Source organism: Spelaeicoccus albus (assembly GCF_013409065.1).
Classification (GTDB): domain Bacteria; phylum Actinomycetota; class Actinomycetes; order Actinomycetales; family Brevibacteriaceae; genus Spelaeicoccus; species Spelaeicoccus albus.
The window spans coordinates 2,388,631-2,412,327 of the sequence record NZ_JACBZP010000001.1; the positions used below are offsets into that span (position 1 = coordinate 2,388,631).

General features: G+C 64.5%; 24 protein-coding genes. 14 read left to right on the top strand and 10 right to left on the bottom strand.

Features of this window, described 5'->3' with window-relative positions; translation table 11 throughout:
- Positions 1-2: 2 nt before the first annotated feature.
- Positions 3-1,145, top strand: coding sequence for an alkaline phosphatase family protein (locus tag BJY26_RS11075; RefSeq protein WP_179428240.1), 1,143 nt, complete (start codon positions 3-5; stop codon positions 1,143-1,145).
- Complete coding sequence (locus BJY26_RS11080; RefSeq protein ID WP_179428242.1) at positions 1,146-1,841, top strand: thymidine kinase; 696 nt, start codon at positions 1,146-1,148, stop codon at positions 1,839-1,841.
- Here BJY26_RS11080 and BJY26_RS11085 read toward each other — a convergent pair.
- A complete protein-coding gene (locus BJY26_RS11085; RefSeq protein WP_179428244.1) occupies positions 1,838-3,436 on the bottom strand; it encodes an HNH endonuclease signature motif containing protein in 1,599 nt (532 codons plus the stop codon). The genes BJY26_RS11080 and BJY26_RS11085 overlap by 4 nt on opposite strands.
- Before the next feature lie 404 nt (positions 3,437-3,840).
- Here BJY26_RS11085 and BJY26_RS11090 point away from each other — a divergent pair, with 404 nt between their 5' ends.
- Positions 3,841-4,338: a DUF3995 domain-containing protein gene (locus BJY26_RS11090; protein ID WP_179428245.1), complete on the top strand. Its 498-nt coding sequence runs from the start codon at positions 3,841-3,843 to the stop codon at positions 4,336-4,338.
- A 145-nt stretch (positions 4,339-4,483) separates the two neighbouring features.
- Here BJY26_RS11090 and BJY26_RS11095 read toward each other — a convergent pair whose 3' ends face one another.
- Positions 4,484-5,779: an MFS transporter gene (locus BJY26_RS11095; protein WP_179428247.1), complete on the bottom strand. Its 1,296-nt coding sequence runs from the start codon at positions 5,777-5,779 to the stop codon at positions 4,484-4,486.
- A gap of 444 nt (positions 5,780-6,223) precedes the next feature.
- Positions 6,224-6,727 carry a GtrA family protein gene (locus BJY26_RS11100; protein ID WP_179428249.1) on the bottom strand — a complete coding sequence of 168 codons (504 nt, stop codon included), beginning with the start codon at positions 6,725-6,727 and terminating at the stop codon, positions 6,224-6,226.
- Between the two features lie 124 nt (positions 6,728-6,851).
- Between BJY26_RS11100 and BJY26_RS11105 the strand changes: the two genes are divergently transcribed.
- Complete coding sequence (locus BJY26_RS11105; RefSeq protein ID WP_237248984.1) at positions 6,852-7,949, top strand: 5-(carboxyamino)imidazole ribonucleotide synthase; 1,098 nt, start codon at positions 6,852-6,854, stop codon at positions 7,947-7,949.
- Positions 7,950-8,007: 58 nt separating this feature from the next.
- Positions 8,008-8,529, top strand: coding sequence for a 5-(carboxyamino)imidazole ribonucleotide mutase (gene purE / locus BJY26_RS11110; protein ID WP_179428253.1), 522 nt, complete (start codon positions 8,008-8,010; stop codon positions 8,527-8,529).
- Positions 8,530-8,581: 52 nt separating this feature from the next.
- On the opposite strand, the gene BJY26_RS11115 is transcribed toward purE, so the two are convergent.
- From BJY26_RS11115 to BJY26_RS11125, 3 genes are all read right to left on the bottom strand, one after another.
- Entirely contained in the window at positions 8,582-8,998 is a 417-nt protein-coding gene (locus BJY26_RS11115) for a CoA-binding protein (protein WP_179428255.1), read from the bottom strand.
- A gap of 27 nt (positions 8,999-9,025) precedes the next feature.
- Entirely contained in the window at positions 9,026-9,628 is a 603-nt protein-coding gene (locus BJY26_RS11120) for a PKD domain-containing protein (protein WP_179428257.1), read from the bottom strand.
- Between the two features lie 314 nt (positions 9,629-9,942).
- Entirely contained in the window at positions 9,943-10,305 is a 363-nt protein-coding gene (locus tag BJY26_RS11125) for a hypothetical protein (RefSeq protein WP_179428259.1), read from the bottom strand.
- On the opposite strand from BJY26_RS11125, the gene BJY26_RS11130 reads away from it, so the two are divergent.
- From BJY26_RS11130 to BJY26_RS19580, 3 genes are all read left to right on the top strand, one after another.
- Positions 10,304-10,672, top strand: coding sequence for a hypothetical protein (locus tag BJY26_RS11130; protein WP_179428261.1), 369 nt, complete (start codon positions 10,304-10,306; stop codon positions 10,670-10,672). The genes BJY26_RS11125 and BJY26_RS11130 overlap by 2 nt on opposite strands.
- 76 nt (positions 10,673-10,748) lie before the next feature.
- A complete protein-coding gene (locus BJY26_RS11135) occupies positions 10,749-11,753 on the top strand; it encodes an LLM class F420-dependent oxidoreductase (protein WP_308191250.1) in 1,005 nt (334 codons plus the stop codon).
- Between the two features lie 10 nt (positions 11,754-11,763).
- The gene (locus BJY26_RS19580; protein WP_179428263.1) at positions 11,764-12,627 is read left to right on the top strand and encodes an EamA family transporter; all 864 of its coding nucleotides are present in this window, start codon (positions 11,764-11,766) and stop codon (positions 12,625-12,627) included.
- A 30-nt stretch (positions 12,628-12,657) separates the two neighbouring features.
- Here the strand turns inward: BJY26_RS19580 and BJY26_RS11145 are convergent, their stop codons facing one another.
- On the bottom strand, positions 12,658-14,190 hold the full coding sequence (locus BJY26_RS11145) for a long-chain-fatty-acid--CoA ligase (protein WP_179428265.1): 1,533 nt from the start codon (positions 14,188-14,190) through the stop codon (positions 12,658-12,660).
- A gap of 211 nt (positions 14,191-14,401) precedes the next feature.
- On the opposite strand from BJY26_RS11145, the gene BJY26_RS11150 reads away from it, so the two are divergent.
- The 6 genes from BJY26_RS11150 (at position 14,402) to BJY26_RS11175 (ending at position 21,793) form a co-directional block, all read left to right on the top strand.
- Complete coding sequence (locus tag BJY26_RS11150; protein WP_179428267.1) at positions 14,402-15,547, top strand: acyl-CoA dehydrogenase family protein; 1,146 nt, start codon at positions 14,402-14,404, stop codon at positions 15,545-15,547.
- A gap of 109 nt (positions 15,548-15,656) precedes the next feature.
- Positions 15,657-17,189, top strand: coding sequence for an LCP family protein (locus tag BJY26_RS19585; protein ID WP_179428269.1), 1,533 nt, complete (start codon positions 15,657-15,659; stop codon positions 17,187-17,189).
- Between the two features lie 84 nt (positions 17,190-17,273).
- Entirely contained in the window at positions 17,274-18,503 is a 1,230-nt protein-coding gene (manA, locus tag BJY26_RS11160; protein ID WP_179428271.1) for a mannose-6-phosphate isomerase, class I, read from the top strand.
- Positions 18,500-19,471 (top strand): UDP-glucose 4-epimerase GalE, encoded by a 972-nt coding sequence (gene galE, locus BJY26_RS11165; RefSeq protein ID WP_179428273.1) that lies wholly within the window; start codon positions 18,500-18,502, stop codon positions 19,469-19,471. The genes manA and galE overlap by 4 nt, the downstream gene beginning before the upstream one ends.
- A complete protein-coding gene (locus BJY26_RS11170) occupies positions 19,468-20,511 on the top strand; it encodes a phosphotransferase (protein WP_179428275.1) in 1,044 nt (347 codons plus the stop codon). The genes galE and BJY26_RS11170 overlap by 4 nt, the downstream gene beginning before the upstream one ends.
- Positions 20,498-21,793 carry an aspartate aminotransferase family protein gene (locus tag BJY26_RS11175; protein WP_179428277.1) on the top strand — a complete coding sequence of 432 codons (1,296 nt, stop codon included), beginning with the start codon at positions 20,498-20,500 and terminating at the stop codon, positions 21,791-21,793. The genes BJY26_RS11170 and BJY26_RS11175 overlap by 14 nt, the downstream gene beginning before the upstream one ends.
- Here BJY26_RS11175 and BJY26_RS11180 read toward each other — a convergent pair.
- From BJY26_RS11180 to BJY26_RS11190, 3 genes are read right to left on the bottom strand one after another with little or no spacing between them, the layout of a single operon-like run.
- On the bottom strand, positions 21,780-22,232 hold the full coding sequence (locus tag BJY26_RS11180) for an acyl-CoA thioesterase (protein WP_179428279.1): 453 nt from the start codon (positions 22,230-22,232) through the stop codon (positions 21,780-21,782). The genes BJY26_RS11175 and BJY26_RS11180 overlap by 14 nt on opposite strands.
- A gap of 7 nt (positions 22,233-22,239) precedes the next feature.
- Positions 22,240-22,905 (bottom strand): CoA transferase subunit B, encoded by a 666-nt coding sequence (locus BJY26_RS11185; RefSeq protein WP_179428281.1) that lies wholly within the window; start codon positions 22,903-22,905, stop codon positions 22,240-22,242.
- Between the two features lie 4 nt (positions 22,906-22,909).
- A complete protein-coding gene (locus BJY26_RS11190; RefSeq protein ID WP_179428283.1) occupies positions 22,910-23,692 on the bottom strand; it encodes a CoA transferase subunit A in 783 nt (260 codons plus the stop codon).
- Positions 23,693-23,697 lie beyond the last annotated feature (5 nt).

Genomic DNA, 23,697 nt, shown 5'->3' on the forward strand with positions numbered 1-23,697 from the left:
GCATGGACGGACTCCGATTCGCCCCGCCCCGCTACGACGAGGGCGGCCTGGCCGACGTTCTTCCCGGCGTGGCTCGTGCTCTTGGCGTCGACCCGGCGTTGCCGCGTCGTCCGTACCCGTTGGACTTCGGCGAAGCCCGGTCGGCCGTCGTTGTCCTGATCGATGGACTTGGCGGACGCATGTTGTCCGGACACGCCGCGCATACCCCCTATTTGCGCGGATTGCTTCGTACCGGACGTCGGCTGCAGGCCGGTTTTCCGTCGACAACTGCGAATTCGCTGTCGACGCTCGGCACCGGGCTGCTTCCCGGTGCGCACGGCGTCGTCGGATACCGCGTGCTCGACCCCGATCTCGATGTCATCTTGAACCAGCTGACCTGGAACAAGCCGACCGATCCAAAGACATGGGTACCGGCGCCGACGCTGCTCGAGGTACTCAGCGAGACCCAACTCGACGTTGTCAGCTTCGGCGAGGCAAAGTTCGCTGCGCGCGGTTTGAATCAAGCATCGCTGCGCGGGGGCCGTTTCGTTCCGTCGAAGACCCTGCGTGAACGCGTCGACCACGCGGCAGGCGAACTACGGCGTCCCGGATCTCATCTTGCGTATTTGTACTGGGGTGATCTGGACAAGATAGGCCATCAGCACGGCGTGGATTCGTGGGCCTGGCTTGAAGAATTGGAGCGCATCGATTCGGAGTTGAAACGACTTGCGGCGTCCGTGCCACCCGACACGTTGCTCGTGATTACGGCCGATCACGGAATGGTGGATGTGCCCCATGCGGACCGTCTCGATTTGGCCGACCGGCCGGAGCTTCGTGCCGGACTGCGCCATGTGGGCGGCGAACCGCGCGCCGTGCACCTGTATGCCGAATCAGGAGCGACGCCGGACGTGGCAGCGGCCTGGCGCGAGACCGTCGGAGACAAGGCGGAAGTCATCACTCGTGACGAAGCCATCGCCGAGGGGCTGTTCGGTCCTGTCGCCCCGAGGAACCTGGAACGGATTGGGAATGTTCTGGTGATTTCGGCGCCGGGTTTCTCCGTCGTCGATTCCGCGAACGAATCTCCGGCGGCGCTGGCGTTGATCGGTCATCATGGCGGCTTGACCCTTGACGAGCTCGAGATCCCACTGCTTTGGACGGTGTCGTAGGTGGCGCGGCTCGTCTTCTTCTCCGGCACCATGGACTGCGGTAAATCGACGCTGGCCCTGCAAATGGCGCACAACCGCGCATCGGCCGGGCAACGTGGATTGCTGTTTACTCGCGACGACCGTGCCGGCGACTCGGTGCTGTCCTCGCGTCTCGGGTTGCAAAGCGAAGCTCTCGAGGTGACTGACGACACGGACTTCTGGGACATTGTCGCGTCCACGCGCACGCACGGCGGCACCGTCGATTTCGTCATCGCCGACGAAGCGCAATTCTTCACACCCCGGCAGATCGAACAATTGGCAAATGTCGTGGACGAGATGAACGTGGACGTGTTCGCATTCGGCATCACGTCGGACTTCCGTACGCGGCTCTTTCCCGGCTCGGCCAGGCTCATCGAACTTGCCGATCGGGTCGAGGTCTTGCAGGTCGAGGCGTTGTGCTGGTGCGGGGCGCGCGCCACTCACAACGCGCGGACTGTCCGGGGCGTCATGGTCACGGAAGGCGAGCAGGTTGTGGTCGGAAACGTCGACGACGCGGCGCCGACCGTGGCCTCGGCCGACGACGCGGACGTCGGCTACGAGACCTTGTGCCGGCGTCACCATATGCGCCGGATGACGCGGGTATCGGCCCAGATGCTTGCCGCCTCCGACCAGCCGTTGCCATTCGACCCTCCGGTGTGCCGGGCCATACAACGCTAGCCTGCTGATTGGGCGCGACTTCGCATCCGGTTCAGGCGTTTGGCGTGGTGGCGGCGGGCGTGGTCTTGTTTGGCGATGGTTTTGTCGGCTTGGGTTGCGACGAAGTCGAGGTAGGCGAGTTCTTCGGCGGTGGCGTCGGGGTCGGTGTCTTCGTAGGTGTCGTATTGGTGTCCGGTGGGCAGGGTCCAGCGGATGATTCGTGGTCCGCCGGGGGTGTCCGGCGGGAGGGGTATCGAGTGGAATCGGCGTGTTGTTTTGGCTTGGTGATGTGATTTGCAGACCGGTTGAAGGTTGTCCGGGTCCGAGTCGCCTTCGGGCCAGGGTTTCAGATGGTCGAGTTCGCATTGTTCGGCGGGTTTGCTGCAGGCCGGGAGGGTGCAGGTGGTGTTGCGGGCGCGGATGTATTGTTGCGCGCCGGTCGTGAGTCGGTAGTGGCCGCGTTCGGCGTCGATGGGCCTGCTGGTGATCGGGTCGGTGAGGATGCGTTCGATCCATCCGGCTCCGGCGGCCAGGCGGCGGGCCATGGCCGCGGGGATGGGCCCGTACCCGTTCATGTGCCCGGGTAGCGTGCCGCCGAGGAGCGTGGTGACCGGGATGGTCACGCCGATCCGCCACCGCGACCCGTCCGCGGCCGAGTTATCGTCGCTCGTGCTCTCGTCGGCGAGGAGGTCGAAGCGTTTTTGCGGGCTCGTGCGCGTGTCGGCGCCGTCGGTGGCGTGCGCGGCCTTGTCGAGGCGCCGGTAGAGCACGGCGAGACGGTCGGCCGGCCCGTATGCCATCAACCAGGCCGCGCCGGCAGCGTCGGGCATGAACTCCACGCGCCGGTCGGTGATCACGCGCGCGTGGTCGTCTTCGGTGGTTTGGGGCTGGTGGGCCATGATCCACCGTTTGAGCCGCCTGGAAAACGCGTCATAGGAAATGCCCTCGTCCCAGCCGTCGATCGTGTCGTCCAGCTGCCGGGCCAGGGCCGCGGGAAGGTGCCCGGCCTGGTCGAGGATCTTCCGGTACCGGCGCGCCGAGATCCGCCCGGCCTTGAACGCTGCCAGCGTGCGCGGCAGACACATCACGGCCAATTCCGACTCGATGAGCCGAGACGCTCCGGTCCGCCCGGCAATATCGAGCTCACACCCGACCTCGTCCCCGGCCCACCGGACCAGACTCTCGGCAAAAATGTCACGAGCAGTGAATCCCGCACAGTCGGCCGGGCCGACAGCGTTCGCCGCAGCGATCGGATCAGCCGCGCCGGCGTTCGCCGCGCCGGCGTTCGTCGTTTCGGGGCTGCTCGCAGCGGGTTTGTCATCGTCCATGCCGGGGACGCCCGACGCCTCAGTGAACGCGCCGTCCGCGTCAAACGCCTTATCCGGATCCGTACGATACGAGCCGAACGCGGCAAGAAACTCCGTCTGCCGCGCCTGGACGAACGCCGCCAACTGTGCACACCGACCCGCCAACTCCAAACACGCACCCGCATCCAAGCCTGCCGCGTCCGCCCCGACGATCGACTCCAACACATCCGTCACCGACAACGGCGCAACCTCACTCGCGGGGTCGGAAGCCCTACCCGCGAGATCGGGAACGTCGTCCGTGCTCTTCATACCGCTAACGTTACGACCCACCACCGACAACCACCCCCGAAAAAAGCGGCCCGAACGGTATCTTAGATCACAAAACAGTAACAGTAATGAGCAATTCACGGATGACCGCGCAAACGCTCCGCTGAAGCCGGAAACGTGTAGAAGTGCGTTCTCGATCGCAGTGAATCGGTACCTAAGCTGCATAGTCGCCGTCCCGGTGCAGCAGGGCGGACGGCTTAAACAGGACGCAAGGTCTTTAGCAGAGAAGCGATCGGCAGGTGACGTGCGTGTTCGCCGTTTACGGTTCGGTCACTGGGGCGCAATTTGCCGAGGGGCCCTGATGGGCGGCGCTCGATGATTGTTCCGGATTATTTCAGGGTAGTTCCGGATACCGCCCAAGGGCTGGCGGCGACGAGAATGAGCAGATGAGCTCTTCTGTCGAGGTTCAGGGTAAGCGGAATACCATACCGACCAGTCTTGTGGCCGCTGGCGTATTCGGGACTATTCATGCGGTTTTCAGCTTGCTTTGGGCCGCGGGTGGAACATGGCTGCTCTGGTCGGTTGGCAGTAGCTTGCAGGAGAGCTTCCGCGGCCGCGAATGGTTGCTGTTCTTTGTCGGTGGGCTGAAGTTCGTCGCTGCCCTTGGCCCGGTCATGCTCGCATACTTCGGCTGGCCGGCCCGCAAATTCACTCGCGTGGTGTGCTGGATCGGCGCTCTGGTTTTGATTGTCTGGGGTGGCCTGAACACCATCACCGGGAACCTTGTTCTTGCGGGCGTCATTAGTCCTGAACACGGTTACGATCGTGCCGGCATGATCGGTCACGCGTATTTATGGGATCCGTTGTTCCTCGTCTGGGGAATTACATTGGTCGTAGGCCTCTTCGCCAAGGGAAATCCGCGAGGGGGCCACACCTCAAGGTGATCGTCGCCCCGGGTGAGGATACGCAACTGGTGATTCCGCGATCATGATGGTGACGGCGTAGCGGACCGCGCGGACGTCGCCGGTTCACGGTTGGGCGTAAGGCCACGGTCACCTGGCCGATGGGTTGTGGAGTGATTGGCGCTCATCAGAGCGCAGGTGCTTCCCAGCCGGTTGGGAGCGTTCGATGTGAGCGCAGTGGTGACACGAGCATGTTCCCGGCCCCTCCGACGATGCAGGCGACGGATAGAAACAGGGCGATATCGTTGCCGAGCCAGGTGGCGGTGGCGCCGCCGAGCAGAGACCCCAATGGAATTGATCCGAGTGTGACGAAGCGTCGTGCACTCGTGACGCGCCCGAGCATCGCGTTCGGAGTCACTCGCGCGACGATCCCGCTGCTGCTGATGCCGTAGGTGACGATGGCAAACGAGAGCAGGAATTCCACGGTGCTCACGAGAGCGAAGTCCGGGAGCGGGACAAAGGGCGTCAGCGGGGCCAGCACGAAAATGATGGGCAGGCAGCAGATGGCTACGAGGATCGTGCGGATCTCGCCCAGTAGCTTCATGATTGGAAGTCCGGCAATCGATCCGGCGATGCCGCCGACAGCGCCGATCGACAGTGCCAGGCCCATCTGACTTGCCGTGAGGCCGAGATCGCGCAAGATGAAAAGCGGGTAGATCGCTCCGATTAGTCCGGCACCGAGATTGACGGTGCCGGCGTTGATCATGAACGTGCGCAAGACAACGCTCTTGCCGACATAACGAAGGCCGGCGGTCATGGACGGCCAAAACTTCTCCCGGTCTCGCGTAATTGTCGGCTTCTCGCTGACATTAATCGTGGAGGCCATAACGGCCGTCAAGAGACTCGCGGCAGTTGACACCACGTACAGCAGCGGCGCCGACACGATCTTCAGCAGTGCGCCGGCGGCACCGGGGCCGACGATGCGCGCGGTGTTGTCGGACACGCTCAATCTTGCGTTTGCCTCCGACACTCGGTCACGTCCGACCAGCGGCGGTAGCACAGCTGTGTGCGCGACGTCGAAGAACAATTCGGAAATGCTGAGCAGTGGAGCAATGATGATCAACTGGACGACGGTTAGGCTGTCGGATGCGTATGCCACCGGTACGGAGGCAACTACAAGAGTCTGTAACAGTGCGGCGCTCACGAGGACCCATTTGCGCGGCCACCGGTCGATCCACACGCCGGCGGGGATGCCCAAGATGAGGTTTGCGCTGCGCGCCAGCGCCGCGATGAGAGCGACCTCGAACGCCGACGCGTGCAGGAACACCACCGCAGTGATGCTGAGCGCGAAGGAGGTGACTTGATTGCCCATGTCGCCGGAAAAATTCGCAAGCCACAACTGCCGAAAACTCCGGTTCTTCAACACCGGAAGTGACTCGTTCCCTGTCGCGTCCTGCTCGTTTGAGGAGTCGGACGGGGGCATCTCCCCTTTATACAGCAGTGGCAATATCCTGCGTGCTTTAAATAGCGCAACCTGACTACGCATTCACATAACGTCGCCAGCATCCCCGCAAGTGGATCCTATGCCGGTCACTCTTCGGTGCCGCGGTCGGATTGATCGCCCTGATCTCGTGCGGTCTGATGGTGTGTTTCCCAGGCTGTCCGGACGTATTCGGCCCAAGCGTATGCGGCCCGCCGTGCGATCGCCGAATCCTCGTTGAGCTATACGTCCAGCATGATCAATGAGCCTCGCGAGGGCGGCGGCTTGAGCTGATGGAAAACCGGCCGGTCGACCATCCGCCGGTGTAGCCGCAACCGACTTGAACCGGTGGACTACTTTGTGCACGCTTACCCGCAAATGATCATTTGTGCAATCTATCTGGGCAACTCCTACGCAAGCTCGAAGGCATCTCTACAAAAATGGTCTTCAATCCAGGCTTTCGACCGGCTCCTCGCTCGACGCGATCCGGCGTGCCGGCATTCGATAGAGCAAGAACTTGTACATGAGGTATCGGAACGCCGTGCCGAGAATCAAGCCGATCACGTTACCGGAGATGTTGTCGTCAAGCTTGGAGGTGAACCCGAGCACGTAATGCGAGACGTAAAGACACACTGCCGCAATGAGCAGACCGCCGGCGTTAATGGTGGCAAACCACACGAATTCTCGCGCCGGCGGCCTGGTGGTCTTGTGTTTGAAGGTCCAATGGCGGCTACCGATCCAGGAAAAGACGGTCGCCACGAATACCGACACGACCTTGGCGCCGATCGGGTGCGCTTCCATGACAGTGAAGCGCAGTGCGTTGTAGACGCCGATGTCAACGAGGAAAGCGATGCTTCCGACAGTGCCGAACTTGGCGAGCTCGGTAACTAAATCACCGATGCCGCCAAACCTTCGCCGCAGTTTTTGCACTTTCACCGCCTTCGTCCCCATTATCGTCGTCGCCCCGTGATCAGTCCGACGTTCTCACATGCCGCACGGTTCCCTGCACCCGGTAGACTTTGCTCTCGTGGTATTTCCTGTAGTTGGAATCGTAGGCGGCGGACAGCTCGCGCGCATGTTGGCACCGGCAGCCGAAGCACTCGGCGTCCGTCTCAAGGTACTTGCCGAGAGCCCAGACGTGTGCGCGACCGAGGTGATTCCAAATGCACCGGTCGGGGATTACACCGATTTGCCGACCCTGCGCGAATTCGCGCGCGACGTCGATGTGCTGACATTCGATCACGAGCATGTGCCGACCGAACATCTCCGGGCGCTCGTCGCGGACGGCGTCGTCGTCCGGCCCGGGCCCGAGGCGCTCGTGCACGCGCAAGACAAGCTCGTGATGCGTCGTGCGGTGGACCGGCTCGGCCTGCCGAATCCCGAATGGGCGGAAATCCGCAGCGCCGCCGAGCTCTCTGCGTTCGGTGCGGCGACGGGCTGGCCTGTCGTGATCAAAACCCCGCGCGGCGGGTATGACGGCAAAGGCGTGCGAGTCGTCGGAAGCGTCGACGAAGCGACCGACTGGCTGGAGCGCGCCGCAGGCGAACCGTTGCTGGCCGAGCAGCGAGTACCGTTCACGCGGGAACTGGCAGTGATGGTTGCTCGGAGCCCGATGGGCCAAGCAGCCTCGTGGCCGGTCGTCGAGACGACGCAGATCGACGGCATTTGCCGCGAGACGACGGCGCCGGCACCGGAGTTGGACCCCGACAAGGCCGCGGCCGTGACCGAAGCCGCATTGAAACTTGCCGCGGATCTCGGCGTCACGGGCGTCATGGCCATGGAGCTTTTCGAAGTGCCGTCCGGGCGCGGATTCATGATCAACGAGCTTGCCATGCGTCCGCACAACACCGGGCACTGGACGATCGACGGTGCCGTGACAAGCCAATTCGAGCAGCATTTGCGCGCCGTCCTCGATCTTCCCTTGGGGGATCCGGGCACGCGCGGCGGCTTTTCCGTCATGGCGAACGTGCTTGGCGGTGAGTACGACGATCTGTACCGCCCGTACCTGCACGTGATGGCGCGCGACCCGCGGCTGAAAGTGCATATGTACGGCAAATCGGTGAGGCCGGGCCGCAAGGTCGGGCACGTCACAGTGGTGGGGGAGCAACTCGACGATCTGCGTGCGCGTGCCCGGCATGCGGCGGATTTCTTCACCGGCACGATTACCGAGTAATCTGAACCGGCAACGCCCGGCCGCGTCACGCGGCTCCGCGACCCGAGGAGAAATAACGATGGCGAGCAAGAACCCGGTAGTGGGCATTGTGATGGGGTCGGATTCCGACTGGCCGGTGATGGAAGCCGCAGCGGAGATCTTGACCGAACTGGACGTGTCCTGGGAAGCCAAAGTCGTGTCGGCCCACCGTATGCCGTCCGAGATGCTCGAGTACGGCCACCGTGCCAGCGCGCACGGGCTCCAGGTCATCATTGCCGGGGCAGGGGGAGCGGCGCATCTTCCGGGAATGCTTGCCGCGACGACGCCGCTTCCCGTCATCGGGGTCCCGGTGGCGCTGAAGAATTTGGACGGACTCGATTCGCTGCTGTCCATCGTGCAAATGCCGGCCGGAGTTCCGGTCGCGACGGTGTCGATCGACGGCGCGCGCAATGCCGGACTGTTGGCCGCGCGCATTCTGGGGTCGGCTCAGGACGACGATTCGCTCAGCATGCGCCGCAAACTCGTGCACTATCAGTCCGAAATGAATCAACTGGCCAAGTCGAAGGGCGAACAGCTGCGCAGGACGATCGCCGAGCGTTGACGAGCGTCCCGGACGGCGGCCGCCTGCTCAAAGAACCGACTCGGGGACGCGGCTAGAAGAACCCGAGACGGCGCCGTTCAATCGATGGACACGTATCCATGACGACGTCCAGACCCGCCTCACGCGCTCGATCGGCAGCCGCTTCGTCGACGACGTCGAGCTGCATCCAGACGGCCTTGGCGCCCCGAGCAATAGCAGCGTCGACGACGGCGCCGGCATGGCTGGAATTGACGAACACGTCGACGACGTCAATCGATCCGGGAGCGTCGTCCAGCGTTGCGTACCCCGGGGCTCCGTGTACGGTCTCGGCCGACGGATGGATCGGGACGATCGTGTGCCCGAGCTGTTGCAGCAGCTTCGAGACGCGGAACGCCGCGCGATCCTCGTTGTTCGACAGCCCCACGACCGCCCAGGTGCCGGGAGTCGTCAAAAGCGTCCGAATGACGGTCTCGTCATTTTCATACGTCATAACCCCAGTCTGCCAGCCGGCGGGCCGTCAGCGCCTGCAATCGGGGCCATTCGGATCCTCCTGACAGGTATGGCCGACTCGGTATCGGTGATATCTGTAGACGTCGAGCGGCGTGGCGGCGCCGGTTACCGCGGCTTGCCCGGCGATCGGCAGCCACGCACCGCCGGCCACCGAATATTGGCCCGTATAGTGGGTCGTCAACACGACCCGGACTTTCCCCGACCGGGTGTACACGTGCGAAATCGACGGCGAGTCTCCGGGCGAGATTTTCGCCCCCGTGTTCGTTGTCGTCAGCGTGTGTCCGTCGCCGAAGTCCCAACTGAACGACACCGGTCGTGCGCGCACCCGCACCGGGAAGCCGAGGATCGTCAGATTGACGGTTGTCGTCCGCGCATTCGTGTACATGTTCGTTGGGTACCCGGTCACCGTCCAGCCGTCCGGCTGAACTTTTGCCCGCGGTGCCGGCAGGTCGAACTTCCGAAAGTCCGATTCGGAGACCACCGGCATTGTCGGCGGCGGGGTTGCGGTCCGGACGACGGACGGCGTCCCGTTGCTGCCTTCCGGCGGGAGGCACAGATATGAGGGGAGACTGCCGGGGTTGCCGTCCGACGGCGATACGAGGGCATTCAAATAGCAGTCGTAATCGTGCGACCAGTATCCGCTGTCCGAACTGCACGCGACTTTCTTCCCGCCGTGCGTGCAGCCCGATGTCTTGGGCGACGAACTGCGTGGCGCCGAGCCATCCGGGGTCGATCCGTGCGGCGCGCGGTCGCGTGAACCGCCGTTATGCCGCGGGGCGGGGCGGTGGTGTCGTAAGCGAATGTCGCATCGATTCGCATAACGGTTATTGATCGCACAGTTTCCACTTCGATAAGTGGTTTGTAAGGCCGGTAGCGGATGCGCAAGAGTCATCGTTGAAATCAGAATGGCGGCGAAAACGTGTCTCAACATGTGCCGGCCTTTTGCTGCACGTTGCTGACCAGTAATTTCTGGTCGCCGGTTGTACCGGTAATCGAATAAATGGATGGCCACCGATTTTTTGCGTGTTTGGCGTTTGTCGGAGTTCCATCGGCCTCAATGACCGTCGTCGCAGATTGGTCGACGCAGGCATAGAGGCGAACTAGTGTTCGTGCCTCTTCGCTTGACCCGACTTGAACCTTGACGATCTTCAAGGAGTGGTAGTCAGAGTGTCCCTTGACATGTTCGTGAGCCTTTCTGAAGCTTTTAGCTCCGTTTTGGTCGGCGGCCAGCATAATCCCGGTGGCGACGGTTTTGAGACGCTCCGGATGGCGTCCGCCATCGCGCATGACCGCGTCGCTGACGCGTAGATATTTCTTGAAGGCCGCAACTGCGGCCTTGGCGGCCCGCCGTTCCTTTGGCGAAAGCTGTTTCCGGGACGAGACTGTCGGCGATGACTTCGGCGACGAATTCGGAGCCGTCGACTCCGCTGACGAAGCCCGTGAATCGTTGCCGTCGTCGGAAGGCCCGGACTCAGCGCTCGAATGCGCCGGAGCCGGCGGATCGGCCGGGGCGGTATCGCCGCTGCACGCTGTCGTACACAGCGCCAACGCCGTCACGGCCACTGCAGCAGCCGCTCGCATTGCCCCGGCCATGTGCCAGACGTTAGCGACAGCCGGTCGGCAAAAATACCGGATTTTGCCGATCTGTGGATAACTCGCGGCCGTTCCGGCCGATAGCTTCCGACAATTCGGACACCAGGCGCGATTCTGGGCACCGGTACGGTTGAGTCATGACAGTTCGTCCGATGCGCTTCGGCTTATTCCTGCCGCAAGGGTGGCGCATCGATCTTGCCGGAATCGATCCGGTCGATCACTGGCGAACGATCATGCGGGTGGCAGCGCACGCCGACGAAACGGAGGAGTGGACCTCCGCATGGGTGTTCGACCACTTCCACACGGTGCCGGTACCGACGACCGAAGCCACGCACGAGGCGTACAGCCTGTTGGCCGGCGTCGCAGCATCGACGCAGCGCATTCGGCTCGGCCAAATGTGCACGTGCGTGTCGTACCGCAATCCGGCGTATTTGGCGAAGACCGCCGCCACCATCGACGTCATTTCCGGAGGGCGGATGGAGATGGGCCTCGGAGCCGGCTGGTACGAAAACGAATGGCGGGCGTACGGTTACGGCTTTCCGCGCGCCGGCGAGCGTTTGGCCAGGCTCGACGAAGGCGCGCAAATCCTGCGCCAGATGTGGGTGACCGGAGAATCGACGTTTAGCGGCAAACACTTCCGTACTTCCGGGGCCAAGTGTGCGCCGCAGCCGCTGCAGCATGGCGGGATCCCCCTGTGGATTGCCGGCGGAGGCGAAAAACGGACATTGCAGATCGCTGCGATGCACGCCGACTACTCCAATTTCGACGGACCGCTGGACGTGTTCGTCCGCAAATCCGGCATCCTCGACGAACATTGCCGCGACCTCGGACGCGATCCGGCCGAGATCGGACGGTCGGCCAATTTCACGGTACTGATCGGCGAGGACGAAAAGGACGTGCAGGACAAGATCGACTGGCTCACGGCGCACGTGGTGAAGTTCCTCGGCCCGGAACATGCCGGCCAGGCCGAACGCTGGACCCGACATCGCACCGCTATCGGGACCCCCGAGCAGATCATCGAACGGCTCGGCGCCGTCCGCGACGCCGGCCTGGACTACGGAATCATGTTCTTTCCGGACATGGCCTACGATCTGTCCAGCATCGAACTGTTCGAACGCCAAGTGATACCGGCCCTGACATGAAACCGACTGCGTGAGCCCCACCGCGATAGGGCTCATCCTGATGGCGGCGGTCGCGCACGCCGTCTGGAACCTCGCGGCCAAACGCGCCGGTGCCGGCGGGACGACGTTCGTCTGGCTCGGCAGCGTGGTCTCGGCGATTCTTTATACTCCGCTCGGTCTCATAGTGCTGGCACACGCGCATGCGCCGCTGAGCACCTGGGTCACGATGGCCCTGGTCAGCGGAGTCATTCATACGGCGTATTTCGTGGTTCTTCAACGGGGATACGCAGTCGGCGACGTGTCGGTCGTGTACCCCCTGGCACGAGGAACCGGACCGATGCTGACGGTGATTTTCGCAATGATCCTGTTTGCGGAGAACCCCGGTGGTGTGGGCCTGACCGGCGCCGCGTGCGTGGTCGCCGGTGTCGTCGTCATCGGCTTGTCGGGCCGCAGCGGACCCGGATCGCGCGGCACGCTGCCGAGCGTGCTGTACGGCGTCGGGACCGGGGTCATCATCGCGACCTTCACCTTGTGGGACGCTCACGCCGTCACCACGTTGGCAGTGGCACCGCTCGCCTTGTGCTGGGGATCGTCGGTCACCGAAGCCGTCCTGCTGGCCCCGGTCACCACCAGGAACATGCCGAACGTGCGCCGCGTGCTTGCCGCCAACAAACTGAACGTGCTCGCCCTCGGGGTACTTTCGCCGCTTGCCTACATCCTCGTGCTCACTGCAATGCGGCTCGCTCCGGTAGCCCTGGTAGCCCCGGGCCGGGAACTCAGCGTCGTGTTCGTCACGCTTGCCGGCTGGCTCTATTTCAAAGAACCCGATCCGGCCCGCAGACTGACGGGTGCGGCAGTCGTCCTGGCCGGCGTCGCACTTCTGGCCCTGGCCTGAACACCACGCCGAGCGGCGTGAGGGGGAGGGCTACTTTTCCGGTTCGACGGTGATGGAGCGTTTGAGGATCTTGCCGGTCGGGCCCTTGGGCAGCTCTCCGATGAATTCGACCTCGCGCGGATACTTGTAGGCGGCAAGGCGTTCCTTGGCGAATTCGATGAGTTCGGCGGCCAATTTTTGCCGGCCGTCTTCGTCGCCGGCGCCCTCGGCATCCTCCCGCAATGACACGACAGCCACTATTTCCTCGCCGTGCAGGCTGTCGGGCCGGCCCACGACCGCCGCTTCGTTGACTGCCGGATGCGAATACAGCACTTCTTCGACCTCGCGCGGATACACGTTGTACCCGCCGCGCACGATCATGTCCTTCTTCCGATCGACGATGAAGAAGAAACCGTCTTCATCGACCCGGGCGAGATCGCCCGTGCGGAACCAGCCGTCCGGGATGGCCTCGGCCGTCGCTTTCGGATTGCCCCAGTATTCCTTCATCACGGCATGCCCGCGGATCACGATCTCGCCGACCTCGCCGGCCGGCAACTCCTCGCCGACCGGGTCGACAATCTTCATGTCAATGCCGGTGACCGGCGTGCCGATGGAACCGGGCTTGCGTCCGACGTCCAGCTGGTTGAAGCACACGACCGGCGAGGTCTCACTCAGCCCGTACCCTTCGATGATCGTGGCATTCGGGAATTCCTCGTCCCAAGCGCTCAGCACTTCGACGGGAAGCGCCGATCCGCCGCTGGCCGACAGCCGCCACGAGGACACGTCGACGTTCTTCCTCTCGGGGCAGCGCAGCATTGCCACGTACATGGTCGGTACGCCTGCAAATACCGTCACCTTGTCGCGTTCGACGATGTGCAGTGCCTTTTCCGGGTCGAACCTGGGCAGCAGCGTGAGCATGGCGCCCATCAGAATGCCGGCGTTCATGCAGCACGTCTGACCGAACACGTGGAACAGCGGCAGCCCGCCAAAGATCACGTCGTCGCTCGACGTGCCCATCAGATTCACCGAGACTTCGGCGTTCTTGCGCATATTGGCGTGCGTGAGACTCGCACCCTTCGGCCGGCCGGTGGTTCCGGAGGTGTAGAGCACGACCGCGACGTCGTCGTCGTCCTTCGACGTGATGGTCTCGATGGTCGGAGCCGAGGAGACGGAGGTGATGAAATCCGGTCCCACGACGACCACATCGACTCCGAGCGGTTCTGCGGCTTTTTTCACCTCGTCGGCGAACGCTTCCCACACGAACACGAGCTCGGCGCCGGAATCCTCCAAATGGAACGCCACTTCGCGGGCCTTCAAGAGCGGATTCATCGGCACGACTATCGCTCCGAGCCGCAGGATCCCGTAGTAGAGCGCGACGGTGTGCGGCACATTCGGCATGACCAGCGCGATCCGATCGCCGTCGGCAACGCTGCGTTCGGACAGCAACCCGGCCACCTTCATGCCGAGCCCGTTCAGCGTGCGGAAGTCGATCTCGGCGTCGTCCAGCTTCACAGCCGTGTTCGTCGGATAAGTCGCTGCCGTGCGGGCAAGATTGTTGGCAAGATTCGCTTCGACTGACGGCATGTCATCTCCCTTGATCGGACTCCCACTGACTTCCAAGCTACCCGCCGATCGGCCGGATGGGGGACAATCGGCCCGAGTCGCTGGACGCAGCCGGTCGACCCCGCAAGTTACCGGCGGGTAACCTTGGTGTGAGCATAGCCTGTCGTGGACTGATCGCGGTACACGTAGGCACAAAATTCACGCATACGCCGACGAGACAACCGGGGGACCCATGGAACTGTTCACGACCACCGAGGAACACGAAGAGCTCCGGGCGGCCGTGCGCGCCGTCGTCCGGGACAAGATCACGCCGTTCGCGGCCGATGTGGACGAACATTCACGGTTCCCGGCCGAAGCGCTCGACGCGCTGGTCGCGACGGATTTCCACGCCGCGCACATCCCGGAGGAGTACGGCGGCGTGGGCGCCGATGCGCTCGCCTCGTGCATCATCATCGAAGAGGTGGCGCGCGGATGCATGTCGTCGTCTCTCATCCCGGCAGTCAACAAGCTCGGCACCATGCCGCTGATTCTTGCCGCCGACGAGGACCTGAAGAAGAAATATCTGCCCGAGGTCGCCTCGGGACGCGCCATGTTCTCCTACGGCCTGTCCGAACGCGAAGCCGGCTCCGACACGGCGTCCATGACCACCCGAGCCGTGCGCGACGGCGACGACTGGGTGCTGCGCGGCACCAAGGCCTGGATCACGAACGCCGGCGTCTCGAAGTACTACACGGTGATGGCCGTGACCGACCCGGACGGCGGGCGGGGGCGCAACGTGAGCGCGTTCGTCGTCGAAGACGGCGACGAGGGATTCACGTACGGGGAGCCGGAACGCAAGCTCGGGATCAAGGGCAGCCCGACCCGTGAACTGCACTTCGACAACACGCGGATCCCCGGCGACCGCATGATCGGTCGGGAAGGCGACGGGCTCAAAATCGCCCTGCGCACCCTCGACCACACGCGCGTGACGATCGGCGCGCAAGCGGTTGGCGTGGCGCAGGGCGCCCTGGACGCCGCCACGGCCTACGTGAAGGAGCGCAAGCAGTTCGGCAAGGCGATCGCCGAGTTCCAGGGCGCGCAGTTCATGCTGGCCGATATGGCCATGAAGCTCGAGGCCGCTCGCCAACTGACGTATGTGGCGGCCGCGAAGAGCGAACGTACCGATGACGATCTGGGCTTTTTCGGTGCGGCAGCGAAGTGCTATGCGTCGGACGCCGCCATGGAGATCACGACCGATGCCGTGCAGTTGCTCGGCGGTGCCGGCTACGTCAAGGACTTCCCGGTCGAGCGGATGATGCGCGATGCGAAGATCACGCAGATCTACGAAGGAACCAACCAAATCCAGCGCATGGTGATGGCCCGGCACCTGATCAAGTGATCGGCCGGCTCGCCAAACAGCGGGCCGGCCCCGTCCGTGAACGCGTTGACACGCCGTACGAAGGCAGTGTCCAGCGTGCTGGCAACTTCAGCGTCAATAATTGACTGTTGTGAGTAAGCCCGACCCCCGCCGCCCGCGCGTCCTGACGGATCCGATGAAACATCCGGAGGCCGCGGCACATGTCGTGCGCGAGCGCCGCGCGTGGTTCTTGATCGTGATGACGCTGTTCGTTCCGGGCAGTGCGCAGATCGTGGCGGGCAAGAAGAAGCTCGGCCGGTGGGGACTGCGGGTCTTCATCGGTTTTTGGGTGCTCGTCGTCCTGGCAGTGATCGTCTCGGTCGTCCACCGCTCGTTGCTTTACGGCATCGTGACCCGTGCGTGGGTGTTGATGCTTCTCGCAGTGGTGCTGATCGCGCTTGCCGTGTTCTGGTTCGTCTTGTTCTTCAACACGCTGCAACTGATCCGCCCGGGCCTGCTCAGGCCGCGCATCCGTGCGGCAACAGCCGGCGTGATCGCCGTTTTCATGGTGCTCACCAGCGGCGGACTGGCCTACGGGGCGTCGAACGTGCTGGCCGGGCGCGGAGCGCTCAGCAGCGTCTTCGGCACCGGCGGGAGCGCGGACGCCGTCAACGGCCGCTACAACATTCTGCTGATGGGCGGGGACGCCGGACCGCACCGAATCGGCACCCGGCCCGACAGCTTGTCGCTCGTCAGCATTGATGCGGACACCGGCCGCGCCGTGATCTTCGGCATCCCGCGTAACCTCGAGAACGCTCCGTTCCCGGAATCCTCGCCCATGCACAAGCTCTATCCGGACGGGTACAACTGCGGCGACGTGTGCTTGATCAATGCGATTTATCAAGAAGCCATGAAGCACAAGGATCTCTATCCGGGCGTCAAGGACCCCGGCGCGCAGGCCATGAAGGAAACTGTCTCGGCCGTGACGGGCCTGCACGTGCAGTATTACGCGCTGATCGATCTGAAGGGCTTCAAACAGTTGATCAACGCAGTCGGCGGGATCGACATCATCAACAAGGAACGGATCCCGATCTCGAACTCGGTCTACCCGGGCACGGACAAGCACAAGCCGCCCAAGGGATGGATCAACCCCGGGCATCTGCATCTCGACGGCTATCATGCGCTCTGGTACGCCAGGAGCCGCGAGTTCCACACCGATTACGACCGGATGGTGCGTCAGCGTTGCGTGCAGAAGGCCATGCTGACCCAGTTGAATCCCAGCAACGTGCTCACGCACTTCCAAAAGATCGCCGGCGCCGCGCCGAACGTGATCTCGACCGACATTCCGCAAAGCCAACTTGGTGATTTCGTCAGCTTGGCGTTGAAGACCCGCAAGCTGAAGGTCGGCGAGGCCGCGTTCACGCCGCCGCAGATCACTCCCGCCTACGCCGACTACGACAAGATCCACAGCATCGTGGACAAGACGCTTGCCAAGTCGGAGGCCAAGGACGACAAGGGGCCGCTCGCCGGTAAGAGCGACGAGTCCGGCAAGTCGGGTTCGAACGGCTCCGATTCGGGCGATTCCGGTAAATCGGGGTCGAGTTCGGACTCGGAGGGCTCGAGCAGCTCCGGCAGTAGCGAGGCGGAACCCAAGGAATCCGATATCTGCATCCCCGGTAAATAAGCGGCGGGCCGGGCGGCGCGCGGCCGGACCGGCCGTTCGCTATGCTGGCGTCGACATTCGTATTTTTCAGATCGGGGACCGTGAGTGCATCTGCTGACCAACACCGTGCGCGATTACGCCTGGGGAGCGGTGTCGGGCATTCCCGAACTGCTGGGACGCCGTCCGGACGGCACGCCGTACGCCGAGCTGTGGATTGGCGCGCACGGCGGCGCTCCATCGCATGTCGACGAATTGCAGACGACGCTGGACGAGGTGATTGCCGCCGACCCGGACGGCGAACTCGGCAAGCCGGTCCGCACCCGGTTCGGCGACACGCTGCCGTTCCTGCTCAAGGTGCTGGCCGCCGACAAGGCGCTGTCGTTGCAGGCCCATCCGAACTCCGACCAGGCCCTGAGCGGGTTCTCGGCCGAGGAATTCGCCGGGGTCCCGCGCGATGCTCCCTACCGCAACTACAAGGACCCGCGGCACAAACCGGAGATGATCTACGCGCTGAGCCGGTTCGAGGCGCTCTGCGGATTCCGCAGCCCGGCCCGGATCCTTGGCCTTCTGGCCCGGTTCACCGGCCCGGTCGGCCGGGCACTCGAGCCGCTCAGACGGCTGCTCGTGGCCGACACGGCCGAGTTCGCCCTGCGCGGCACATTGAGTGAAATACTCGACCGTGCCGAGTGGTCCGCCGTGGCCGACGAGGTGGCGGCGGCAGCGGCCGAGCTGGCGGCTTCGGACGACGTGTCGGACAAAGACCGGCGCACATACGCCACCCTTGCCGAACTCGGCAATCAGTACCCGGGCGACGTCGGCATCATCATCGCCGTCATGCTGCACCGCGTCACGCTCGAGCCGGGGCAGGCGCTGATGCTGCCGGCCGGCAATATGCACGCCTACCTGCGCGGGATGGGCATCGAGGTGATGGCCTCGAGCGACAACGTGATGCGTTGCGGACTGACGCCCAAACACGTCGATACGGCCGAACTCATGAAGATTTTGGACTTCCACCCGTTCCCGGTGCGGCCCGTCGAAGTCGAGACCGGCGAGGACGGCGACATCCTGACGCCGGACGTCGAGGATTTCCAGCTTCAGCGCGTGACGCTGCCGGGCCCCGACGCGCCGTCCGTGATCCATCATGGGCCCGCCGTGGCGCTGTGCACGGACGGGACCCTTCGACTGACGCCGGCCGGCGGCGTGCCGGTCGAACTGGCGCGCGGCGAATCGGTCTACATCGGCGCGAACGAACCCGAGGTCGCCGTCGAGGGGAGCGGCACGCTGTTTGCCGCCACCGTCAGCAAATGGGCCGATTACGAGAGGGGAGCGGCATGACGTGGCTGGTCACGGGCGGCGCCGGATACATCGGCTCGCACGTCACTCACGCATTCCGGCGGGCCGGAACCGAAGTCGTGGTGATCGACTCGCTGGCCAGCGGGCACGAGGAATTCGTACCGAACGACGTCCCGTTCGTGCGCGGAAGCGTCCTCGACCGCGAGCTTGTGCTGCGCACGCTCACCGACCATGCCGTCACGGGAGTCGTCCACCTGGCCGGGTTCAAGTATGCGGGCGTGTCGGTGGAAAAGCCGATGCTGACCTACCAGCAGAACGTGACGGGCACCGTCACATTGCTCGACGCCATGGCCGAAGCCGGCGTGACGAACCTGGTGTTCTCGTCGTCGGCGGCCACCTACGGCACGCCGGACGTCGATCAAGTCACCGAGGCCACGCCCACTGCGCCGGAATCCCCGTACGGCGAAAGCAAGCTGATCGGTGAATGGCTGCTGCGCGACCAGGCGGCAGCGACGGAGTTGCACCATACGTCCCTGCGTTATTTCAACGTGGTCGGCTCGGGATCGTCCGAGCTTTACGACACGAGCCCGCACAACTTGTTCCCTATCGTGTTGCGGGCCCTGGCGGCGGGCAGGACGCCCCAGATCAACGGCGACGACTATCCGACTCCGGACGGCACGTGCGTGCGCGACTACGTACACGTCGCCGACCTGGCTCGCTCGCACGCGGCGGCGGCCCGCGCGCTTGAAGCCGGTCGTGAACTCGAACCGGTCTACAACCTCGGATCGGGCGACGGGGTGTCCGTCAGGGAGATCATGGACGCCGTCCGAACCGTGACGGGCATCGACTTCACGCCAGTCATCGCTCCGCGCCGTGCCGGCGACCCGGCTCGCATCGTCGCCTCCGGGGAATTGGCTGCCCGCGACCTGGACTGGGCCATGCGGCACAGCCTCGCCGATATGGTGGCCTCGGCCTGGGACGCGCAACAGCGTCACCCCGCGGCGTCGTGAGCGGGCTCGCGGCCCCGCGACTGGACGAAGACGGCGTCCGGCGAGTCGCCGCGCAGTTCTTGACGGCGCCCGGACTCATTGCGCGGCTGGGAGCCGAACACGGTGGGAACTTCCTCCTGCACGACGAAACCGGCGCGCGGTACGTGCTGAAATCGGCGGAGACCGAGGCGGGGCGCGTCGCAGCCGCACTCGAATCCGCAGCGCTGATGCGGCTGGCCGATGCCGACCCGTCGTTGCCGGTGCCGCGTATCGTGCGGACGCCGGCCGGCGCCATCGACTGTTCTGCGGACGACGGCCTGTCGGCACGAGTCATCACGTGCCTGCCCGGGGCGCCGCTGCCGAGCCGACCGGCCCGGCTGACGCTCGGAGGTCTCGGCGACGTGCTGGCGCGGATCGATCTGGCGTTTGCCGGATGGGGAAAAGCGATCCCCGAACGGAATCTGGAATGGGATCTGCGATCCGTACCGCGCATCGACCGATTGCTCGGCGCTTTGCCCGACCCGCCGTTGGCTCGGCGCGCCGTGCAACGGTACGAGGCATGTGCGGCCGCTCTCGACGCACTTGCCTGCCAACCGATCCACAATGACGCAAACCCGTCAAACGTTCTGGTGGCCGACGACGGCGGGATCGCCGGCATCATCGATTTCGGCGATATCGTGTCCGCACCCGCCGTGCAGGATGTGGCGACCGCATGCGCGTACCAGGTACGCGATGACGACGATCCGCTGCACGACGTCGCGATGCTTGCCGCTGCCTATCATGCGCGCCGTCCGCTCAGCGACGCTGAAATCGCGTTGCTGCCGCCGCTGATGGCCGCCCGCAACGTGCTCTGCGTCGCGGTCGGCGCGGCGAACGCCACACGAGACCCGGCCAACAGTGCATACCTGCTGCGCAACAGCGAACGGGCATGGGCGAACCTGTGCGTGCTGGACAGCATCGACCCGGATGACGCCGTCGGCTACCTACTGGCCGCCGTGCGCGGCCCGATCAGAGAAGATGCGGCCCACGAGCGAAAGGCGGCGACCGATGGGCGGCAATGACCCGGCGTCCGGTGGCACTGCGGCAGCGGATGATCTGCTTTGCCGTCGTCGACGCGCCCTGGCGGCGAGCTACCGCCTGTTTTACGACGAACCGGTGCACCTCGTCCGCGGCGACGGGTGCTGGCTGTTCGATGCCGACGGGGAGAGATACCTGGATGCTTACAACAACGTGGCGGTCGTCGGTCACGCCCGGGCCGAGGTGGTCGACGCCATGTACGCCCAGGCCGCGCGACTGAACACCCACACGCGGTATTTGTCCGAGCCCGTCGTCGAATACGCCGAACGATTGCTCGCGCATTTCCCGGCCCATCTTGCCCAGGCCATTTTTACGTGCACCGGGAGCGAGGCGAACGATCTGGCATGCCGGATCGCGACGTCGTGGACCGGGCGGGCCGGCTTCATCGTGACGAAGAACGCCTACCACGGCACGACGACGGCCACCGCGGCGCTCTCGCCGTCACTACACGCCGACACGCCCGCCTCCGTGCGCACGGTCGCGGCGCCGAACCCGCGTGAAGAGGGCGCCGAGGCGGCGGGCCGATTCGCTGCCGACGTGACGGCCGCCGCAGAGCGGTTGCACGCGGACGGCGTCGGGTTCGCCGGCCTGATCGTCGACACGATCCTTTCATCGGAAGGAGTGTGGGCAGAGCCTCGCGGGCTGCTTGCGCCTGCCGCGGACGCCGCGCACGCGGCCGGCGGACTCGTGATCGCCGACGAGGTACAGGCCGGATTCGGCCGGCTCGGCGACGGCATGTGGGGGTTTGCCCGACACGACCTTCGCCCCGACCTGGTCACCCTCGGTAAACCGATGGGCAACGGCCACCCGATCTCCGGCGTGATCGGCCGGCGGGACGTCTTCGACGCGTTCGGCAGCCGCGAGCGCTATTTCAACACGTTCGGCGGCAACCCCGTATCGGCCGCCGTCGGACTGGCCGTACTCGACGTGATCGAACGCGACGGCCTCGTTGCTCACGCCGGTGCGACCGGAGCGCACATGCGCGCCGAGTTGACCGACCTGGCGTCCCGACACCCCGGCATCGGCGACGTGCGGGGCAGCGGCCTCTTCCTGGCTGTGGAGCTGGCCGACCCCGAAACCGGCGCACCGGCGTCCGAGCGTACCGCACGCGTCGTGAACGAGATGCGACGCGAGCGGGTGCTGATCTCGGCGACGGGGCCGTCGGGCAACGTGTTGAAGATCCGCCCCCCGCTCGTGTTCGACGCGGAACAGAGCGTGCTGCTCTCGCGGGCCCTCGACGACGCGTTGACGGCTACGGAAGCGTAATGGTTCCGGTCTGCGGGTGTTCGGTGGGCATGCGGTCGCGTTTGTAGGTGATGGAGTCATAGCCGTGCGGCGTCGGACGTCCGTCTTCGCCGATGTTCACGAACACGAGCTTATCGATGGTGAGGATGGTGCGCCGGGTGATCATATTGCGCACGACGGCACGCAACGTGATCGAGGTCCTGCCGAATCGGATGGCGATCAGGCCCATTTCGACGAGATCGCCTTGGCGGGCGGACGCTTCAAAGCTGATCTCGGAGATGAACTTCGTGACGACGTTGTAGTTGCCCAACTGCACTATTGCGTAGATGGCCGCCTCTTCATCGATCCAGCGCAACAGGCTGCCGCCGAAGAGCGATCCGTTCGGGTTGAGATCCTCCGGTTTGATCCACTTGCGTGTGTGGAAGTTGATGTCGTCGCCGGTGGACGAGTTGGTGCTCATGTCGGCGTCACACGTCGGCGACGGTGACGCGGCCGACGTCACTCGGTACGGTGAGCGGTGCTCCGGTCTTGTCGACCACCTCGTCCGGATCCACTCCGGGAGCCGTCTCGCGCAGGACGAGACCGTCGTCGGTCACATCGATCACCGCCAGATCGGTGATGATGCGCCGGACGACGTTCTTGCCGGTCAGCGGCAGCGTGCACTCGGGGAGGATTTTCGCGGTGCCGTCCTTGGCGACGTGATCCATGAGCACGATGACGCGTTTGGCGCCGTGCACCAGGTCCATGGCGCCGCCCATGCCCTTGACCATCTTGCCGGGGATCATCCAGTTGGCGATATCGCCCGAGGCGGACACCTGCATGGCGCCGAGGATTGCCGCGTCGATCTTGCCGCCGCGGATCATGCCGAAGCTGGTGGCCGAGTCGAAATACGACGAGCCCGGCAGCATCGTGACTGTCTCCTTGCCGGCGTTGATCAGATCCGGATCTTCTTCCCCGCGTATCGGGTACGGGCCGACGCCCAGCAGCCCGTTTTCGGATTGCAAGACGAGCGTGACGTCGTCCGGCACGTAATTGGGCACGAGTGTGGGCATGCCGATGCCGAGATTGACGTAGCTGCCGTCTTCGAGTTCGGCAGCGGCCCTGGCGGCCATTTGATTGCGTGTCAACGCCATGGTTTCAGCCCTCCTGGCCGGGTTCGCGCACCGTGAGTTTTTCAATTCGCTTGTCTGCCGCTTGCGCAGGGGTCAGCTCGACGACCCGGTGCACGTAGACCCCCGGCAGTTGCACGTCGTGCGGGTCGATGTCGCCGGGTTCGACGAGTTTTTCGACCTCGACGATTGTCGTCTTGCCGCTCATCGCCGCGATCGGGTTGAAATTGCGTGCCGATTCGTGGAACACCAGATTGCCGTGCCGATCACCGACGGCCGCGCGGACGAGCGCGAAGTCGGCGGCAATCGCCTCTTCGAGCACGTACGTGTTCGTCTGCCCGAACGTGGAGAATTCGCGGGTGTCCTTGGCAGGGGAGGAGACTGCCACGCTGCCGTCCTCGGCGTATTTCCACGGCAGCCCGCCATCGGCGATCTGGGTGCCGGCGCCGGTAATGGTGTAAAAGCCCGGGATACCCGAGCCGCCGGCCCGCAGCCGCTCGGCAAGGGTGCCTTGCGGCGTCAACTCGACTTCGAGTTCGCCGGACAGATACTGGCGGGCGAACTCCTTGTTCTCGCCGACGTAGGAGGCCACAATGCGCCGCAACCTGTGTGCGCCGAGCAACAGGCCGAGACCGGCGTCGTCCACGCCCGCGTTATTGGACACCGCCTCGAGGTTGGTGGCGCCCTGTTCCAGGAGGGCCCGAAGAATGACCGTGGGGATACCGCATAAACCGAATCCGCCGACAGCGATTGTCGCACCGTCGGGGATGTCCGCGACCGCGTCGGCTGCGCTAGCAACAACTTTGTCCATACGGC

Bases quoted from the DNA above. Each gene is read 5' to 3' on its own strand.
- BJY26_RS11150 (WP_179428267.1), top strand. From the start codon at position 14,402: ATGGAACTGTTCACGACCACCGAGGAACACGAAGAGCTCCGGGCGGCC.
- BJY26_RS11085 (WP_179428244.1), bottom strand. From the start codon at position 3,436: ATGAAGAGCACGGACGACGTTCCCGATCTCGCGGGTAGGGCTTCCGAC.
- BJY26_RS11145 (WP_179428265.1), bottom strand. From the start codon at position 14,190: ATGCCGTCAGTCGAAGCGAATCTTGCCAACAATCTTGCCCGCACGGCA.
- BJY26_RS11100 (WP_179428249.1), bottom strand. From the start codon at position 6,727: ATGGGGACGAAGGCGGTGAAAGTGCAAAAACTGCGGCGAAGGTTTGGC.
- BJY26_RS11130 (WP_179428261.1), top strand. From the start codon at position 10,304: ATGACCGCGTCGCTGACGCGTAGATATTTCTTGAAGGCCGCAACTGCG.
- BJY26_RS11180 (WP_179428279.1), bottom strand. From the start codon at position 22,232: ATGAGCACCAACTCGTCCACCGGCGACGACATCAACTTCCACACACGC.
- BJY26_RS11105 (WP_237248984.1), top strand. From the start codon at position 6,852: ATGTTGGCACCGGCAGCCGAAGCACTCGGCGTCCGTCTCAAGGTACTT.
- BJY26_RS11125 (WP_179428259.1), bottom strand. From the start codon at position 10,305: ATGCGCGATGGCGGACGCCATCCGGAGCGTCTCAAAACCGTCGCCACC.
- BJY26_RS11175 (WP_179428277.1), top strand. From the start codon at position 20,498: ATGGGCGGCAATGACCCGGCGTCCGGTGGCACTGCGGCAGCGGATGAT.
- BJY26_RS11185 (WP_179428281.1), bottom strand. From the start codon at position 22,905: ATGGCGTTGACACGCAATCAAATGGCCGCCAGGGCCGCTGCCGAACTC.
- BJY26_RS11095 (WP_179428247.1), bottom strand. From the start codon at position 5,779: ATGCCCCCGTCCGACTCCTCAAACGAGCAGGACGCGACAGGGAACGAG.
- purE (WP_179428253.1), top strand. From the start codon at position 8,008: ATGGCGAGCAAGAACCCGGTAGTGGGCATTGTGATGGGGTCGGATTCC.
- BJY26_RS11075 (WP_179428240.1), top strand. From the start codon at position 3: ATGGACGGACTCCGATTCGCCCCGCCCCGCTACGACGAGGGCGGCCTG.
- BJY26_RS11090 (WP_179428245.1), top strand. From the start codon at position 3,841: ATGAGCTCTTCTGTCGAGGTTCAGGGTAAGCGGAATACCATACCGACC.
- galE (WP_179428273.1), top strand. From the start codon at position 18,500: ATGACGTGGCTGGTCACGGGCGGCGCCGGATACATCGGCTCGCACGTC.
- BJY26_RS11190 (WP_179428283.1), bottom strand. From the start codon at position 23,692: ATGGACAAAGTTGTTGCTAGCGCAGCCGACGCGGTCGCGGACATCCCC.
- BJY26_RS11135 (WP_308191250.1), top strand. From the start codon at position 10,749: ATGACAGTTCGTCCGATGCGCTTCGGCTTATTCCTGCCGCAAGGGTGG.
- BJY26_RS11115 (WP_179428255.1), bottom strand. From the start codon at position 8,998: ATGACGTATGAAAATGACGAGACCGTCATTCGGACGCTTTTGACGACT.